This is a genomic window from Streptomyces sp. NPDC052101 (assembly GCF_040680235.1).
In the GTDB taxonomy this organism is placed as follows: Bacteria; Actinomycetota; Actinomycetes; order Streptomycetales; family Streptomycetaceae; genus Streptomyces.
On the sequence record NZ_JBFAWH010000051.1, the window covers coordinates 1 to 14411 of the forward strand.

Annotated in this window: 12 protein-coding genes and 2 pseudogenes; 12 read left to right on the top strand and 2 right to left on the bottom strand. The window is 69.0% G+C overall.

Annotation, left to right across the window (positions count from 1 at the left end; genetic code table 11):
* Nucleotides 1-413: 413 nt before the first annotated feature.
* Together AB0L75_RS40495 and AB0L75_RS40500 are read right to left on the bottom strand one after the other, a co-directional pair.
* The gene (locus AB0L75_RS40495; RefSeq protein WP_365191286.1) at nucleotides 414-695 is read right to left on the bottom strand and encodes a hypothetical protein; all 282 of its coding nucleotides are present in this window, start codon (nucleotides 693-695) and stop codon (nucleotides 414-416) included.
* A 417-nt stretch (nucleotides 696-1112) separates the two neighbouring features.
* The gene (locus AB0L75_RS40500) at nucleotides 1113-1244 is read right to left on the bottom strand and encodes a hypothetical protein (RefSeq protein ID WP_365191287.1); all 132 of its coding nucleotides are present in this window, start codon (nucleotides 1242-1244) and stop codon (nucleotides 1113-1115) included.
* Nucleotides 1245-1518: 274 nt separating this feature from the next.
* Here AB0L75_RS40500 and AB0L75_RS40505 point away from each other — a divergent pair, with 274 nt between their 5' ends.
* From AB0L75_RS40505 to AB0L75_RS40560, 12 genes and pseudogenes are all read left to right on the top strand, one after another.
* Nucleotides 1519-1773: a hypothetical protein gene (locus AB0L75_RS40505; RefSeq protein ID WP_365191288.1), complete on the top strand. Its 255-nt coding sequence runs from the start codon at nucleotides 1519-1521 to the stop codon at nucleotides 1771-1773.
* Nucleotides 1774-1979: 206 nt separating this feature from the next.
* Nucleotides 1980-3354, top strand: a pseudogene (locus AB0L75_RS40510) (IS1380 family transposase).
* 1840 nt (nucleotides 3355-5194) lie between these two features.
* A complete protein-coding gene (locus AB0L75_RS40515) occupies nucleotides 5195-5452 on the top strand; it encodes a hypothetical protein (protein ID WP_365191289.1) in 258 nt (85 codons plus the stop codon).
* Entirely contained in the window at nucleotides 5449-6027 is a 579-nt protein-coding gene (locus tag AB0L75_RS40520; RefSeq protein ID WP_365191290.1) for an NADPH-dependent FMN reductase, read from the top strand. Before AB0L75_RS40515 ends, AB0L75_RS40520 begins: the two co-directional genes overlap by 4 nt.
* Nucleotides 6024-6809, top strand: a complete 786-nt coding sequence (locus AB0L75_RS40525) for a cupin domain-containing protein (RefSeq protein ID WP_365191291.1) — start codon at nucleotides 6024-6026, stop codon at nucleotides 6807-6809. Before AB0L75_RS40520 ends, AB0L75_RS40525 begins: the two co-directional genes overlap by 4 nt.
* Nucleotides 6810-6811: 2 nt before the next feature.
* Nucleotides 6812-8620 carry an asparagine synthase (glutamine-hydrolyzing) gene (asnB, locus tag AB0L75_RS40530; protein ID WP_365191292.1) on the top strand — a complete coding sequence of 603 codons (1809 nt, stop codon included), beginning with the start codon at nucleotides 6812-6814 and terminating at the stop codon, nucleotides 8618-8620.
* Nucleotides 8617-9648, top strand: a complete 1032-nt coding sequence (locus AB0L75_RS40535; protein ID WP_365191293.1) for a PrpF domain-containing protein — start codon at nucleotides 8617-8619, stop codon at nucleotides 9646-9648. The genes asnB and AB0L75_RS40535 overlap by 4 nt, the downstream gene beginning before the upstream one ends.
* A complete protein-coding gene (locus AB0L75_RS40540) occupies nucleotides 9645-10691 on the top strand; it encodes an acyl-CoA dehydrogenase family protein (RefSeq protein WP_365191294.1) in 1047 nt (348 codons plus the stop codon). The genes AB0L75_RS40535 and AB0L75_RS40540 overlap by 4 nt, the downstream gene beginning before the upstream one ends.
* Nucleotides 10679-12076: a dihydroorotase family protein gene (locus AB0L75_RS40545; RefSeq protein ID WP_365191295.1), complete on the top strand. Its 1398-nt coding sequence runs from the start codon at nucleotides 10679-10681 to the stop codon at nucleotides 12074-12076. The genes AB0L75_RS40540 and AB0L75_RS40545 overlap by 13 nt, the downstream gene beginning before the upstream one ends.
* A complete protein-coding gene (locus tag AB0L75_RS40550; RefSeq protein WP_365191296.1) occupies nucleotides 12066-12551 on the top strand; it encodes a flavin reductase family protein in 486 nt (161 codons plus the stop codon). The genes AB0L75_RS40545 and AB0L75_RS40550 overlap by 11 nt, the downstream gene beginning before the upstream one ends.
* A gap of 13 nt (nucleotides 12552-12564) precedes the next feature.
* Nucleotides 12565-13164, top strand: a complete 600-nt coding sequence (epsC, locus tag AB0L75_RS40555) for a serine O-acetyltransferase EpsC (RefSeq protein ID WP_365191297.1) — start codon at nucleotides 12565-12567, stop codon at nucleotides 13162-13164.
* Between the two features lie 20 nt (nucleotides 13165-13184).
* A pseudogene (locus tag AB0L75_RS40560) lies at nucleotides 13185-14411 on the top strand (ATP-grasp domain-containing protein); the annotation flags it as partial.

Sequence of the window (14411 nt, forward strand, 5' to 3'; positions counted from 1 at the left end):
ACCTGCCCAAGACCGTCCCACGCATGCCGCACCCCCGCTACACTCCCCACCGCCAAGCCGTTGACCAGCAGAAATACAGAAGTCCGGCTGGAGTACTAACCTCGCGCTTTCATGAAACGGGCTGTCCAATGGGGGAACGAGCAAGCGAAGGTGCCCCTGACCAGCGAGAATTAGGATTGCTGAGGTTCCTTATCCCGACCTTGTCGGAGGCACTTTCCAGGTGAAGCCGCCCATCGGGCTCTACCCGCGTGTGCGCGTATGGGCTGACGGCCGTCAGGCCGTCTCGGTCCTGCTGGTGGAGACGGTCCGCAAGGTTGGGCTTGACCAGGCGCGCCCTGCGCATATGCCCGATGATGGGCAGCAGCTCGAAGGCTCCGGGGGCGGCGAGCCCCGTCCGGGCGTGTGCCTGGGAACTACGTCCCCGGGCACGCCCGGGCAGCCTGTGCGGCGAGCTTGTTGGCCTCCGCTTTGAGCTGGGCGAGATGGTCTCTCTCCGCCGTGCCCGGATGGCCGCCAGCGTTGATCTGGGCAAGGTAGTCGCGGGCCGCTGCGTGATAGTCGGCTCCGGCCTTCTCCGCCGCCTGCTGCGCGACGGTACACGAATCCTGCATCAGCGCACTTGGGGCGGCATTGGCCGGGCCGGCGAGCAGGCCCGCACTCAGAGTTCCGACTGTAAAGGCGGTAGCGAAGCGCATGCGCGAACCTCCAGGTCGTGGCTGTCCTTGCACACAGCCGCATTACGGCCGCTTCTCCCAGTACAGCTGACGGCGCCACCCTGCGCACCCCGGAGTCGAACCGCCTGTCATGCCCGGTCGGCACAGGCCCCGCAGGGACCGGTCGGACGGGAAAGCCTCTGCCCACGACGGTGAGCAATTCACCGGCTCTCCACGGTCAATGACCCAGGGGGTCGGCGCTACGGCATCGGACCCCTTGCTGACCGGAGGGGTTTGGGTGCCTCGCCAAGTGCCAGTCGCCGCCCGGTGCTGTCGTAGTACTTCGGGTGCGACTACCTCGCGAGCCGTCGGCCACTGGGCGAACCGGAGTCACAGCGTGCTGTACGCCCGCCGAGCAGGCCAGCTCCCCCGCCGCCACCGTCACGGCTCGTAGCCGGTTCAGGACCGGAACGCCTGGCGGGCCGCGAGGCAACCGGCCCAGCTGTCCTGTGCGTATCCCGCCCAGGCGGTGGCCGTGTTGATGTGGATCCCGAACAGGTCGCTCACGACGACGGGCGGGAGCTCTGCCACGTTTTCGATCAACGCCGTGTGGATGACTCGATCACTGTGGCAGCCTGGCTAACAGGTCTGACCGCTCCTGCCATGGACATGTCGCCTGTCATGCGGAAGGACAATCCGCATCTCATCTGAGCTAGTCACCGCGCCCTCGATTGGGTGGCGTCCACCTACAGCAGCGGGAGGTGCTGGAGGCTCTAGGTGCACCCTTTCTCCTCGCCTGTAAGGAGTTCTTATGCGGAAACTGCCCCGGATGCTCACTGCCATTGGGCTGACTACCAGTGCCACTATGGCACTGGTCGGCCCTGCCACCGCCCAGGGCGGGAACTGGTGGGAATCCGGCGCCCTCCACGGCGAGTTGATGTACTGCTCGACGGACGTCCTCGGGGTGGCCAGCATGGACTGCGCACCCCCGCACCGGCTGCCCGCCTCACCTGAGCAAGCACGCGCCGACGCTGAGGCGATCGGCAAGAGCCCCATGGTGTGCACAACCGGCCTGGCGGGCCAAGCTGCTCTCTGCAACAACGCGCCCGGCACGGACTGAGGCGCTTCGCTCCGGGGTGCTGTCGCATCAACCGCCAACACGACAGCACCCCCAGGCGAACACCCCGCACGGGTCGCAGGTCACGGAAGGGCCGGGGCGGCGGGGGCCGTCCGAGTGGTGATCAAATAAGCGAGAAGTGCCTCTGAGCTGGGATGATAGGGCTTGTCGAAGGTCCTGTTCGTCGCCAAGAGAGAAGCACTCCCCGGGTGAAGAAGCGTAGCGGGTCGTACCCGCCTGTCCGAGTCGAGGGCAACGGCCGTGCAGTGGTCTCGCAAGCCGGGGCGGTCCTGTTGGTGGAGACGGCTCGCAAGAGTGGTGTGGATGCCGCGTTGTCGGCGGCGCTCGCGCCGTGGTGCAAGCCGCGAGCGGTGCACGATCCGGGCAAGATCCTGCTGGACCTTGCGCTGGTGACCGCCCTGGGCGGGGACTGCCTGGCCGATGTCGCGATGCTGCGGGCCGAGCCGGAGGTCTTCGGGCCGGTGGCCTCTCACCCGACCGTCTCCCGCTTGGTCGACACTCTCGCCGCAGCGGGCTCTCGGGCACTGGCCGCGATCCGCTCCGCACGGGCCGAAGCTCGCAACTGCATCTGGCAGTTGGCCGGGCCCGCCGCTCCGCACGCCGACGGGCAGGTGATCGTGGACATCGACGGCGTGCTGGTGCTAGCCCATTCCGACAAGGAAGATGCCACGCGGACCTGGAAGAAGACCTATGGCCACCACCCGCTCATGGCCTTCGTCGACCACGGGCGCGGCGGCACCGGGGAGCCGGTCGCGGGGCTGCTGCGGCCGGGCAGGGCAGGCAGCAACACCGCCACGGACCACATCGAGACCACCCGCCTGGCGCTGGCCCAGCTGCCGAGAAAGTTCAGGCGCGGCCGACGCACCCTGATCCGCACCGACTCCGCCGGCGGTACCCACAAGTTCCTCGACTGGCTCACCGCTCGCGGTCGGTGGCTGTCGTACTCGGTGGGCATGACCATCACCGAGCAGATCCATCAGACGGTGCTGCAGGTTCCCGCCCCGGCGTGGACATCGGCCGTCGAACCCGGCGGTGAGATCCGTGACGGTGCCTGGGTCGCCGAACTCGCCGGAGATGTGCTGGACGGCTGGCCGGAGGGCATGCGGCTGATCGTCCGCAAGGAACGCCCGCATCCCGGCGCCCAGTTGCGCTTCAACGATGCCGACAGCATGCGCCTGACGGCGTTCGCCACCAACGCCAAGAACGTTCCGATCGTGCACTGGAGCTGCGGCACCGCCAGCGGGCCCGCGCCGAGGACCGCATCCGCGCCGCCCGCGCCACCGGACTGCGCAACCTGCCCCTCCACGACGCGCACAGAACCAGATCTGGCTGGAGATAGTCCAGATCGCCCTCGACCTGCTGGCCTGGATGCCGATGCTCGCCCTGACCGGCCCCGCCCGGCTGTGGGAGCCCCACCGCCTGCGACTGCGGCTGTTCTGCGCCGCCGCCCAGTTGGTCACCACCGGACGGCGCCGCATCCTCCGGCTCGCGGCCCACTGGCCCTGGACCGGCGAGATCATCGACGCACTGCAACGACTCGCGTCCCTGCCGCACCCCGGCTAACCAGCGACCACCCGTCCCTACCGGCAGCACCACCCAACCGGAGCCGTGGAACCCGGCGCCCACCCGACGCGACAGCCGGGACGCTGACGTGCCCACCACCAGGCCGGACAACCGAAACGGCCCCCGAAGAAACCGGCGGGCCGTCACGAAAGATCGAGGCTAATCACTGCTAAATCCCGGCCCTCGGATTTCCGGCGCGGTTCGCAGTTCGGTCTCAATCGCCGCCCTCGAAGCGCCTGGATGAATGCGGAATAGGCACCACGATATCCCATGACCACGATTTAATCGAAGAGCGTTGCAGCCCGGAGACGGGGAGCGTCCGATAGGCGAAGACGGCAGTGTTCGAGGTACGGAACGAAAATATATTGAGCCTGACGAATCCCCTACCCCGGACTAACCCATTTGGCCAAGTATGCGCAGATCGTTGCTCGATTCCGACCCAGACGCCGAGCGATCACCGAGATCGTCCATCGCAGTCCGGCTCGGCGACCTTGAAACGGAACGAGACCGTCTCGATATGACACCGCTGCCCCCCCCATTCCCCGGCGTCATATCACGGCGGAATGAACCGCAGCAGCTTCGGCTGCGACAAACAACTCGGTCGTGCAAGCCGGGCACCCAGCCGTGCGCGGCGCCGAACCGCAGGAAATCCCCCACCACCGAGGGCGACACGGCCTGCGTAAGCACGCTCGGTGTTCGGCGAACACCCACGAGCCCGCAACGATGCCAGATATGCCGAAGCTTCCTGCTGCAAGTCGTAGGTCCGGGAATCGGCAACCACCCACCATTCCACGCCGATCACCACAGAAACAGCCCGCTCCCCCACAAAGATTCGCTCTACCCACCAAGCACAACCACCACCGGCCTGCACCCACCCCGCCCTTGCAGTCAGAGCATCCACGCAGGTGACAGCTCAAACAAACACCCCACGCACCCCACCCCCAGACAAAGGCCCGGATGGTGCGCCACAGCAGGGTGCAGGCGTCGGGGCCGAGGAGGTCGTCGAGATCTTCATCGAGGTCGACACGGGCGTTGGACAGGACGGCCGCCGCGTCGGGGCCCGCGCGGGAGGCGAATTGCAGCAAGAGGCGGCGGATCAACAGGGTGCGGCTGCCGCTGACCCAATCTGCCCACAACCCCTGGGAGCGCAGGCGTCCGGGAAGGGAAGCCGCCGTCTGCGCCAAGGCGGCGGCGAAAGCGCGAGCGTCGGCGACACGGGTCGCGTTCCAGGATCGGTTGGCGTGATGAGGGTCGGCTGACCGGATTGGGCTGCGGTGGCATCTCCGGCAGTGAGGGCCGGTTTGCGGACTCTCCGAGCCGACGAGCCCGGTCTTCAGCGCGAGCCTGGTCGCGTCTGCGCTCCGCATCCTTGCGGCAGGTCGGTGAACAGTGGATCTGGCGGTTGCTTTTCAGGGTTTCGGAGGGGTCGTCGCGGACGGGGCAGGTGCGCCTTTCCCGGATATATCACTTGACGATCTCGGCGAAAATCGAAATCGCCCACATGGCCACTTATCAAGATCGATTTCGCCTGTCAAGTCACGCATCGTCGTGACGTGACGTGGGTAGTCCGGGCAGGTTGACTTTGACGTGAAGCCGAATACGAAAGCCCACCCGAAATAATGCAGAGCTGAGCGCATATTTCACCGAGCACATCTCTTCGACTTCATTCCGCAGGACAGATCGGAGGATACCGCTATACCGGATGGAGAATCCCATGACTAAGCACTTCGGGACTCGCCGTCTCGCATTGTCACGGATTTAGCCGACGGAATTCCCTGGAACTTATTTATTCCAAGACTTCTCGAATCGGCATCACCACAGCATCTCAGGGAGGCACCCGATGATACGCAACAGCGACAAGGCTTGGCACAAACTGTTCGCCGAATACAACCGGCAACTCCAATGCGTGGGTGCGGAGTACCAGCTGTCCCGCGAGGACACCGAGGACGCCGCCCAGACCACCTGGCTGAAGCTGATCGAGACAAGCACGGACGCCGCCGGGCGCGAGGAGGTGGCGCGCCTGCTCAAGGCGACCATGCGCCGCGAGTGCCTCCGCCGGCTCGCCGGCGAATCGCAGATGCTGGGCGGTGTCGCATGAGTAGCCTGCTGTTCGTCTCGGGCAGCCTGCGCCAGGACTCGGCCAACTCGGCGGCCATCCGGGCGGCCCGTCGCTCCGCCGAACGAGACCCGCGCGTCGTCACGACCGGCCTGCTGCCGCTGGTCCTGCCCTTCTACGACGGTGACGTGGAGGCTGCCGGCACGCCGCATCCCGTCCATGCCGCCCGAGAGGCGGTACGCGTCGCGGACGCCCTGATCATCAGCACCCCCGCGTACAACGGAGCGCCGCCCGGGGTGCTGAAGAACCTGCTCGACTGGCTGTCGCGGCCCGCCGGTGCCAGCGTCCTGGACGGCAAGCTCGTCGCCACGATGAGCGCCTCCCCAGGACGGCTCGGCGCTGCGGACTCACAGCAGCAGCTGCGCATGGTGCTCGCCCGTTGCGGATGCAGCGTCGTTGAGTACGAGCCGCTCGTCGCCATTGGTGACGCGTTGCGCAAGTGCTCCCCGAGCGGCGAGCTGGCCGACGCGGAGGCACTGTTTCAGATCGAGCAACTCGTGGATACCACCGTGGCCGCCCTCGAGTCCGCGCTCCTCACGGCCGGAGCGACCGAATGACGGCCACGATGACAGGCGGGGCCATTGTCCGCGCTGCACACCTCCGCTTCGAGCCGGACGGCGACTTGCTCACCGCTCGCGCCGTCGGTCCGCACCTCGGTGCGCGGTTGGTCACCCTGGACGTGGTCCGGGTGCCCGCGCACGCGACCTGGGCGGTGAGCCGCTCAAAGACCGAGCGTGTGGCCCTCGTCGCGACCGGCACGGGGATGGGGACGGTGGACCGCGCCCAACAGTGGATGGGCCGCGCTTCGGCGCTCTACTGCCCCACTGGCAGCAGCGCCAGTATCCGCGCCGACGAGGACATGACGCTGTACGTCTGGCAACACGTGCTGGACGACGCGCGCCCCCGCAGCCGCACTCCGCGGCGCTTCGACACGCTGTGGGACGACGCAACGCAGCTCAAGGAGTTCGCCGGCACCGGTGAGGTCAGCCCAGCAGGCCGCCGCGCCACGATGAACTTCGTCTTCTGGCCGGGCACCGGCAGTGCCGCGCTATGCCTGCACTGCGGCATCCAGCAGCCCGGCGAGACGTTCAGCGTGCACCTGCACCAGCACAGCGAGGACGCGTTCGTCGCCTTCGAGGGCAGCGGGCAGATGTACTTGCGCGACCGGTGGGTGGACGTCTCGGACGGCGACATTCTGTTCGCCCCGCCCACCGTCCTGCACGGAGCCCGCAACCCGTACGACGGGCCGGGAGCCCGCCGCTTCGTCACGTGCGGCGGCCCGACGCCGTTCGACACCTTCCTCTACGACGCAGCAGGACTGTCCTGCGAGGTGATCTGACCATGTGCCGCATCTTCGGCCACTTCGGCCCACGGCCTGCGCACTACGCGACGCGTCTTGCGGCCGCAGCGCAGCGCCACGGTGGGCCGGACGCCCAGACCGTCGTCACCGGCGACGGGTGGAGCCTCGGCAACAACCGTCTCGCGATCATGGATCCCGCCCATGGGCACCAGCCGTACCGCCTTGGCGACGTCGTCGCGGTCTTCAACGGAGAGATCTACAACCACGCCGATCTGCGCCGCGACCTGCGCCGCCGCGGTTACGTCTTCGACCAGGACTGTGACGGGTCGATCATCCCGGCGCTGTACCACGAATTCGGCCTGTCGTTCGCCGACCTGCTGGACGGGATGTTCGCGATCGCCGTCGTCGACCTTCGCGCGGCGCCCACGCTCGTCCTGGCGACGGACGAGGCTGGGATGAAGTCCCTGTACTACCACTGGGACCAGCGCACCGGCGACTTCTACTTCGCCTCGGAGATCCCCGGCCTGCTGTGCTTCAGCGCGGTCGGCACGGACCTGTGGCTACCCAGCCTCGAGGAATACCTGGCCACCAAGGTGCCCTTCGGCGAGCAGACGATGTTCGCCGACATCAAGGCGCTGCCGACCTCGACCACCGCGGTGGTCAGCGTGCAGGACGGGCTGCGGATCATCCGCCGCACACGGGAGCTTCCCGAACCGACGCCGCACGCCGCGGCCGCGCCGGCCGAGGTCGTGCACGGCGAGCTGGCCCGTGCGGTGGACGCGCTCACGCATGCGGACGTCCCTGTCTGCGCGATCACCAGCGGCGGGCTGGACTCCAGTTTCGTGACGGTACTGGCCAAGCGCTCCGTGCCGGACCTGCACACCTTCAACATCGCCTACAAGGGCGTGTGGCCGGGCGAGGAGCGGCACTTCGCGCAGGAGGTCGCCGACGCCGCCGGCACCACCCACCACCAGGTCGAGATCGACCCACGCACCTTCCCCGACATGCTCCCGGACGTCGTGTGGCACCTCGGCCAGCCCAACGTCGACCCCATCACTCTCAGCACCTACGCGCTGTTCCGGGCCGTCCGGGAGGCGGGCTTCAAGGTGGCGCTGACGGGCGACGCGTCCGACGAGATGTTCGGCGGTTATGACCGGCTGCGCCAGGCGGTTCTGGCGACCGGCGAGTGGCGCATCCCTTACCTGGAAGCGCTGGCCGCGGTGAAGTCCGAGGCCCGGTTCGCGCTGTACTCCCGCGACTACCGGATGTACATCTCGTCGCTGCGCACCGGCCGGGACGACTTGGCCGACATCCTGTGCCAGAGCCGCCCGAGGATGGACGTCCTGAGCGAGGTGGAGATCGGTCACCGGCTGCCGGCCTACCACCTGCGCCGGGTGGACCACCTCAGCATGGCGCACGGCGTCGAGGCCCGGCTGCCGTTCTGCCAGCGCAACGTCGTGGACCTCGCCGCCTCCCTCCCGGTGGGGCAGAAGATCGACGCGGACGGCGTGAAGAAGGTGCTCTACCGGGCCGCCCAGGGGCAGCTGCCGGCCAGCGTGCTGAAGCGGCCCAAGCAGCCGTTCACCCTGCCTGTCAACGCGATGCTCCGCGCCGGCACCCCGCTGATGACCTACGCCGAAGACATGCTGCACGCCGACCGGATGAACCGGCGCGGCCTGCTCGACGGCCGGGCGGTGTCCCAGCTGCTCGCCACGCAGCGCCAGCGCCCGAACGACGCCGTCGCGATGGCCATCTGGTCCCTGCTCATCTTCGAGACGTGGACCGACCAGTTCTGTGTCAGGACCGCGGGCCGCCGCCCCCAGCCGGAGTTGCTGGAGGTTGCCTCGTGATCGGCCACATCGCGGCAGCGGAAGGGGCGCCGTGCCCAACGCTCGTCCTCGACAGCCGCCAGCTCCCGCAGGAACACAACGCCCTGCTCGACGTGCTCGCACACGTCCGCCCCCAGCTGGCCGCAGCCGGGCACCCGGACGTGCTGAAGATCGCGCTGCTCGCCCCAGCAGCGCACCCCATGTTCGACCTGACCTACCGGTTCGTGCAGTGCATCCCAGGCCGACGAGGCGACGCCTTCGACCTGGTCGGCAGCTGCGGACACTCCATCGTGGCCGCGACGTTCGTCGCCAACCGGCTCGGCTGGATCCCGCAGCTCGCCCCAAGTCACCGGGTGCGCGTGCACGTCGAGAACAACGCCGACACCGTGGTGTGCGAGGTGGACGAGCTTCACCGCTCGGGCGGCAATGTCACCGTCCACTTCCTCGAGGAGCCGGACGCCGATCCGGCATCCTTCCTGCCCACCGGCGCAATGCTCGACACGCTGAGAGTGGGCAGCACCCTCCACCGGGTCTCGCTGGTTTCCATGGGCAACCCCTACGTGTTCGTCCGTGCCCGCGAACTCGGGGTCACGAGCAAGGACCAGCTGTTCGCCGACGACCCGGAGCTGTTCCAGGCCCTCGTGGACATCCGCGCGGCCGCCGCAACCCGCTGGGGGTTCCCAGCGACCAGCGTCTTCCCGAAGATCGCCGCGGTCGACCACTTCACCGCCGGGCACGTCACCGTCCGGGCGATGTCAGTGCCGAAGTGGCACCCGACGCTGGCTCTCACCGGCGCCACCTGCCTCGCCGTCGCCTCGGTCATCCAAGGCACCGTCGCGCACGAGGTCGCGCAGGAGGCCGGCTGCGGCACCGGCTCAGTCGCCATGGAAACGCCCGACGGGGTCGTCGTGGGCCGTCCTGCGCTGATCGGGCCCAGCGACAACCCGCGACTGGCGTGGATCAGCGTCAGCGGCAAGCGGGCGAGCTACCTCCAGCCGATCTCACTCGACCTAGTCCTCAACGACACGATCAAGGAGGTTGCGGCATGACCGCCACCCTTCAGGAAACCGCCAGGCCCAGCGCCGAGAGCGTCGCCGCGCTGCGCGCCTCGGGCGTGCTCGGGACGGTCATCCCACGCGTGTACGGCGGGCGCGGCGGCGACGCCGTGCAGGCCAACCGCGCCGTCACCGACCTCGCCCGGCGCGATCCCTCACTCGGGATCGTCCTGTTCCAGCACCTGGCCGTCAGCGCGCGCATCACCGAGTGGGGCACGGTCGCGCAGAAGGCGGCCATCCTGCCCCGGCTCGCCTCCGGCGAGTGGCTCGCCGCCTCCGCATGGAGCGAGACGGGTGCAGGCGCGGCGAAGAAGTCGCTCACAACGACCGCCGAGCAGCACACAGGCGGGTGGGCGCTGACCGGCACCAAGGCATTCGTCACGGGAGCCGGGATCGCGGACCTCTACCTGGTACTCGCCCAGAGCGAGCAGTCCGGCGACGACGATACGGTGTACGGCTCGAGTGGCCAGACGCTGTTCCTCGTCCCGGCCGCCACGCCTGGGCTGAGCGTCGGCAGTCACGTCGACATGGACGGCATGCGCAGGTCCGCTACCGGCTCAGTGCGACTGAACGGCTGCGTGTTGCCCTCGGACAACGTGCTGGGCGGCGCGGGCATCGCGGCGACGATCATCCGGGGAGTCCGGGAGTCCGGCGCAACGCTAGGAGCCGTGTCCCTCGGCATTGCCGAGGCGGCCTGGGACTGTGTCGAGGCGCACCTCGCCAAGGCGGGCACGAGCCAGGCCACGCAGTACCGCCTCGTGGACCTCGCCGCGCGCCTGGAGGCCGTTCGCGGGTGCATCGAGCGAGCAGGGCGCCGCGACAGTGCCAACCCCGGCACGACCGTGCTCTACAGCAAGCTGTTCGCGTCCGCCGAGACGGAGGAGATCTGCGCCCAGGCGCAGCGCCTGCTCGGCAGCGCCGGCTACCTGCAGTCGCACCGGGTCAACGCGCTGGCCCGGGACGCGCGTGCCATCGCCCTCATGGGCCCCACGAATGAGCTGTGCCGGGAGTTGGTGAGCGCCGCATGGACCGCCTGAACCCCGCCGACCTCGCCGTGAGCGGCCGGCTCGTGCTGCCGCACGGCGTGGTCGAGGGCACTGTCACCGTCCGCAACGGCCGGATAGAGCAGATACTGCCCACCGGGCCGCAGCCGGCCGCGGTGCGCCGCATCGATGCCGGCGCCAAGTACGTGCTTCCCGGCCTGATCGACTCGCACGTGCACTTCCGCACGCCCGGCCTGACACACAAGGAGGACTGGGCGCATGGCAGCCGTGCGGCCGTGGCCGGCGGTGTGACCACGGTGATCGACATGCCGAACACCGTGCCGCCCCTGTTCGATCCGGCGGCGGCGGCGGCGAAGGCGAAGATGGTCGGCGAATCCTCGCTGGTGGACTTCCGCTTTCATCTGGGCGTGGACCCTGAGCGCCCGGAGTTGATGGCGACGGCGACGCCACGGGAAGCGGTCAGCGCCAAGGTCTTCATGGCCGGCCACCTCTGCGCGCCGCACGTCGCGCGCACCGAAGAGCAGCTTCGCCGGATCTTCGCCACCGCCGCCGAGGCCGGCATCCGGTTGGTGCTGCACGCCGAGCACCAGGGCGTCTTCGACCTGCTCGACCGCTGGCGGGCCGGCGCCACCGAGTACCGGGACTACGAGTCGCTGCGCCCCCGCACCGGCGGCATCGTCGCCGCGGCGTCCGTGATCCGCCACGTGGAGCAGTCCGGGGCGAACGCGCATGTCGTGCACGTCTCGACCCGCGAGGAGGCCGACCTCTATTCGGCTGCTGCCGCCGACGGCCTGCCGATCACGTTCGAGGTCACCGCCCACCACCTGTCGTTCACCGACGCCGACCTCGCCCGCTACGGCTCGCGGATCCGGCTCAGCCCGGCCATCCGCCAGATCGGCGACCAGGAGCGGCTGTGGGAAGCGGTGTTCGCCGGCGAGGCGGCCACGCTGGGCAGCGACCACGCCCCCCACTCGATGGCGGACAAGACCCGCCCCGCGGCCGACGCACCACCCGGGCTGCCAGGCGTGCAGGAACTCGCGACCGCCGTCTTCACGGGGATGCGCCGACACCGCCCGTCCCAGCCAGTGGACGAGCAGGTGCTCCTTCTCGCGACGCTGATGGGCGCCAACCCTGCGGACCTGTTCGGCATCGCGGACGTGAAGGGCCGCCTCGCCGAGGGCCTGGACGCGGACCTGGTGATCTTCGACGCCGACGCGACGTGGTCTTTCAAACCGTCAGACATCCAGGCCAAGTGCGGCTGGACCGCCTACGCCGGCTGGATGTTCACCGGTCGGGTCATGCAGACGATCGGCCGCGGCGAGGTCCTGTACGACGCCGCGACCGGCTCGTTCGCCTCGCCCGCAGGCCGCTGGCTTGACGCCCGCAACGTCGTGAAGGAGGGCATCCATGTCGGTTAGGCCCGCCGAGTTCCGCGAGGCCCTGGCCCGCCTCGCGGCACACGTTTCCATCGTCACCGGCTACGACCGGGACGGGCGGCCACGCGGGTTCACCGCCAGCGCGGTCTGCTCGCTCTCGGCCGACCCGCCGCTGATCCTGGTTTGCATCGCGCGCAAAGCGCCCTCGCACGAGGTGTTCATCCGCTCCTCATCCTTCGCGGTCAATGTCCTGCGCGACTCGCACCAGTACCTCGCCGAGCGCTTCGCCACCGCGGGCGTCGACCGCTTCGCCGGAGCCGACTTCGTCACGGGCCCGCACGCGCCGCACCTGCCCGACGCGCTCTGCACGCTGACGTGCTCCACGTACGAAACGCACCCGGGAGGCGACCACTCCATCCTCGTCGGCCGCGTCGAGCAGGTCACCACTTCGAACGGAGAGCCGCTCGTCTACTTCCACCGCCGATTCTGCGGCCTGGCCCTCGCCCCCACGATCTGACCCGGAGACACACATGCTCACAGCCCTGCACACCCTGCGCCGCCTCGCTGCCGAGGATCTGCGCATGATCGTCGAGCGGGACCCGTCCGTCCGGTCGGCCCCGGAGGCGCTGCTGCACCCGGCGCTGCCGGCCATCTGGGCGCACCGCATCGCCCACCTGCTGCACCATCGCGGCCACCGCCTGGCAGCCAAGCTGCTCGCCAACATCGCCCGCACCTGCACCGGCGTCGAGATCCACCCCGGCGCGAGGCTCGGCCGGCGCGTCTTCATCGACCACGGATCCGGCGTCGTCATCGGCGAGACCGCCGTCATCGGAGATGACGTGACGATCTTCCACCAAGTCACGCTCGGCGCCGTCGGCTGGTGGTCCGACAACGCCCGCCCGGACGGTGAGCGACGGCACCCCAAGATCAATGACCGCGTCGTGATCGGGTGCAACGCCACCGTCCTTGGCCCCGTGACCATCGGCACGGGTGCACTGGTCGGCGCCCAGGCGGTGGTGATCGCCGACGTCCCGCCCGCAGGTCGCGTCTACGCACCGGTCGGCACGCGCGCCGACCTGGCCCAGCCCACCGACAACGCGCTGGAACTCCTGCCCACCCGGTCGGCATGAAACTCGAGAGGAACACTGCAATGCATCTCGGCGTCCTGGAAAGCAACCTGTCCGGATCAGGATTCGAAGGCCTGCGGCTGGCCAAACAGCGCGGCCTGTCGGTCACCTTCTTCACTCGCGAGCTGCAGCGCTACCTGGAGGTGCCCGGCGCAGCCCACTACTTCGAGGAGTACGTCGACGACGTCGTCCTCTGCGAGACCAACGACTTCGACGTGCTCCTGCAAAAAGTGCGCGACGTGGCCGCCCGACACCCCTTCGACGCCTTCATGACGATGGGCGAGTACGACGTCGTACCGGCTGCGCGCATCGGCAACCTGCTCGGCGTGCCGGCTCCCGATCCAGAGGCGATCGCCGTGGCTCGGAACAAGGCGCGGATGCGGGCCCGCTGCGCCAGACACGGCGTGCCGATGCCGTCCTGGCGTGAGGTCGCGACGGTCGCCCAGGCGCGAAAAGCAGCGGCCGACCTGGGCCTGCCCTGCGTGGTCAAGCCGGTGGACGAGACGAGCAGCGTCGACGTGGTCCGCTGTACGACCGCCCGCGAGGTCGAGGAACACGTGCTGCACATCCTGCACAAGCAGGTCAACTCCCGCGGCCAGAAGCGGGTGCCGACGGTGCTGGTCGAGGAGTGCCTGGAGGGCTTCGAGGTCAGCGTAGAGGTGCTCGCCGAAGGCGACCGGTTCCACGTCCTCGGTGTGACGGACAAGAGCGTCACCGGACAGGTGCACTTCGTCGAGACGGGGCACGTGTTCCCGTCCCTGCTGCCGGAGGCGACGGTGTCCGACTGCGGTGCCGCCGCAGTGAGCGCTCTGCGCGCCGTCGGCTTCGACCTCGGGCTGGCGCATGTCGAACTCAAGATCACCCAGCACGGGCCCCAACTCGTGGAGATCAACCCGCGACCGGCCGGGGACAACATCACCGAGCTGGTCGACCGCGCCCTCGGCATCTCCTGCCTGGACCTGGCCATCGGGCAGTACCTCGGCGAGCAGGTAGTGGGCTCCCTGCACACCCAGGCGCGCGGCGCCGCCGCCATCCGCTACCTCACCACGACGCCCGGCACGATCACGTCGGTCGCCGGCGCAGACGTCGCGGCGCGGCTACCGGGTGTCGTCCGGCTCAGCCTCAAGGCCGAGCCCGGCCAGGTCGTGTGGCCGCTGCAACGCAACGGAGACCGTCTCGGCTACGTCCTCACGGTGGCGGGCGACTCCTGCACAGCATCCCGCCGCGCGGAGGCCGCGGGCCACGCGGTG

What these genes read in the sequence shown, in the direction of transcription:
- AB0L75_RS40495 (WP_365191286.1), bottom strand. Translation starts at nt 695, where the DNA reads ATGCGCTTCGCTACCGCCTTTACAGTCGGAACTCTGAGTGCGGGCCTG.
- AB0L75_RS40505 (WP_365191288.1), top strand. Translation starts at nt 1,519, where the DNA reads ATGGCACTGGTCGGCCCTGCCACCGCCCAGGGCGGGAACTGGTGGGAA.
- AB0L75_RS40515 (WP_365191289.1), top strand. Translation starts at nt 5,195, where the DNA reads ATGATACGCAACAGCGACAAGGCTTGGCACAAACTGTTCGCCGAATAC.
- AB0L75_RS40520 (WP_365191290.1), top strand. Translation starts at nt 5,449, where the DNA reads ATGAGTAGCCTGCTGTTCGTCTCGGGCAGCCTGCGCCAGGACTCGGCC.
- AB0L75_RS40525 (WP_365191291.1), top strand. Translation starts at nt 6,024, where the DNA reads ATGACGGCCACGATGACAGGCGGGGCCATTGTCCGCGCTGCACACCTC.
- asnB (WP_365191292.1), top strand. Translation starts at nt 6,812, where the DNA reads ATGTGCCGCATCTTCGGCCACTTCGGCCCACGGCCTGCGCACTACGCG.
- AB0L75_RS40540 (WP_365191294.1), top strand. Translation starts at nt 9,645, where the DNA reads ATGACCGCCACCCTTCAGGAAACCGCCAGGCCCAGCGCCGAGAGCGTC.
- AB0L75_RS40545 (WP_365191295.1), top strand. Translation starts at nt 10,679, where the DNA reads ATGGACCGCCTGAACCCCGCCGACCTCGCCGTGAGCGGCCGGCTCGTG.
- AB0L75_RS40550 (WP_365191296.1), top strand. Translation starts at nt 12,066, where the DNA reads ATGTCGGTTAGGCCCGCCGAGTTCCGCGAGGCCCTGGCCCGCCTCGCG.
- epsC (WP_365191297.1), top strand. Translation starts at nt 12,565, where the DNA reads ATGCTCACAGCCCTGCACACCCTGCGCCGCCTCGCTGCCGAGGATCTG.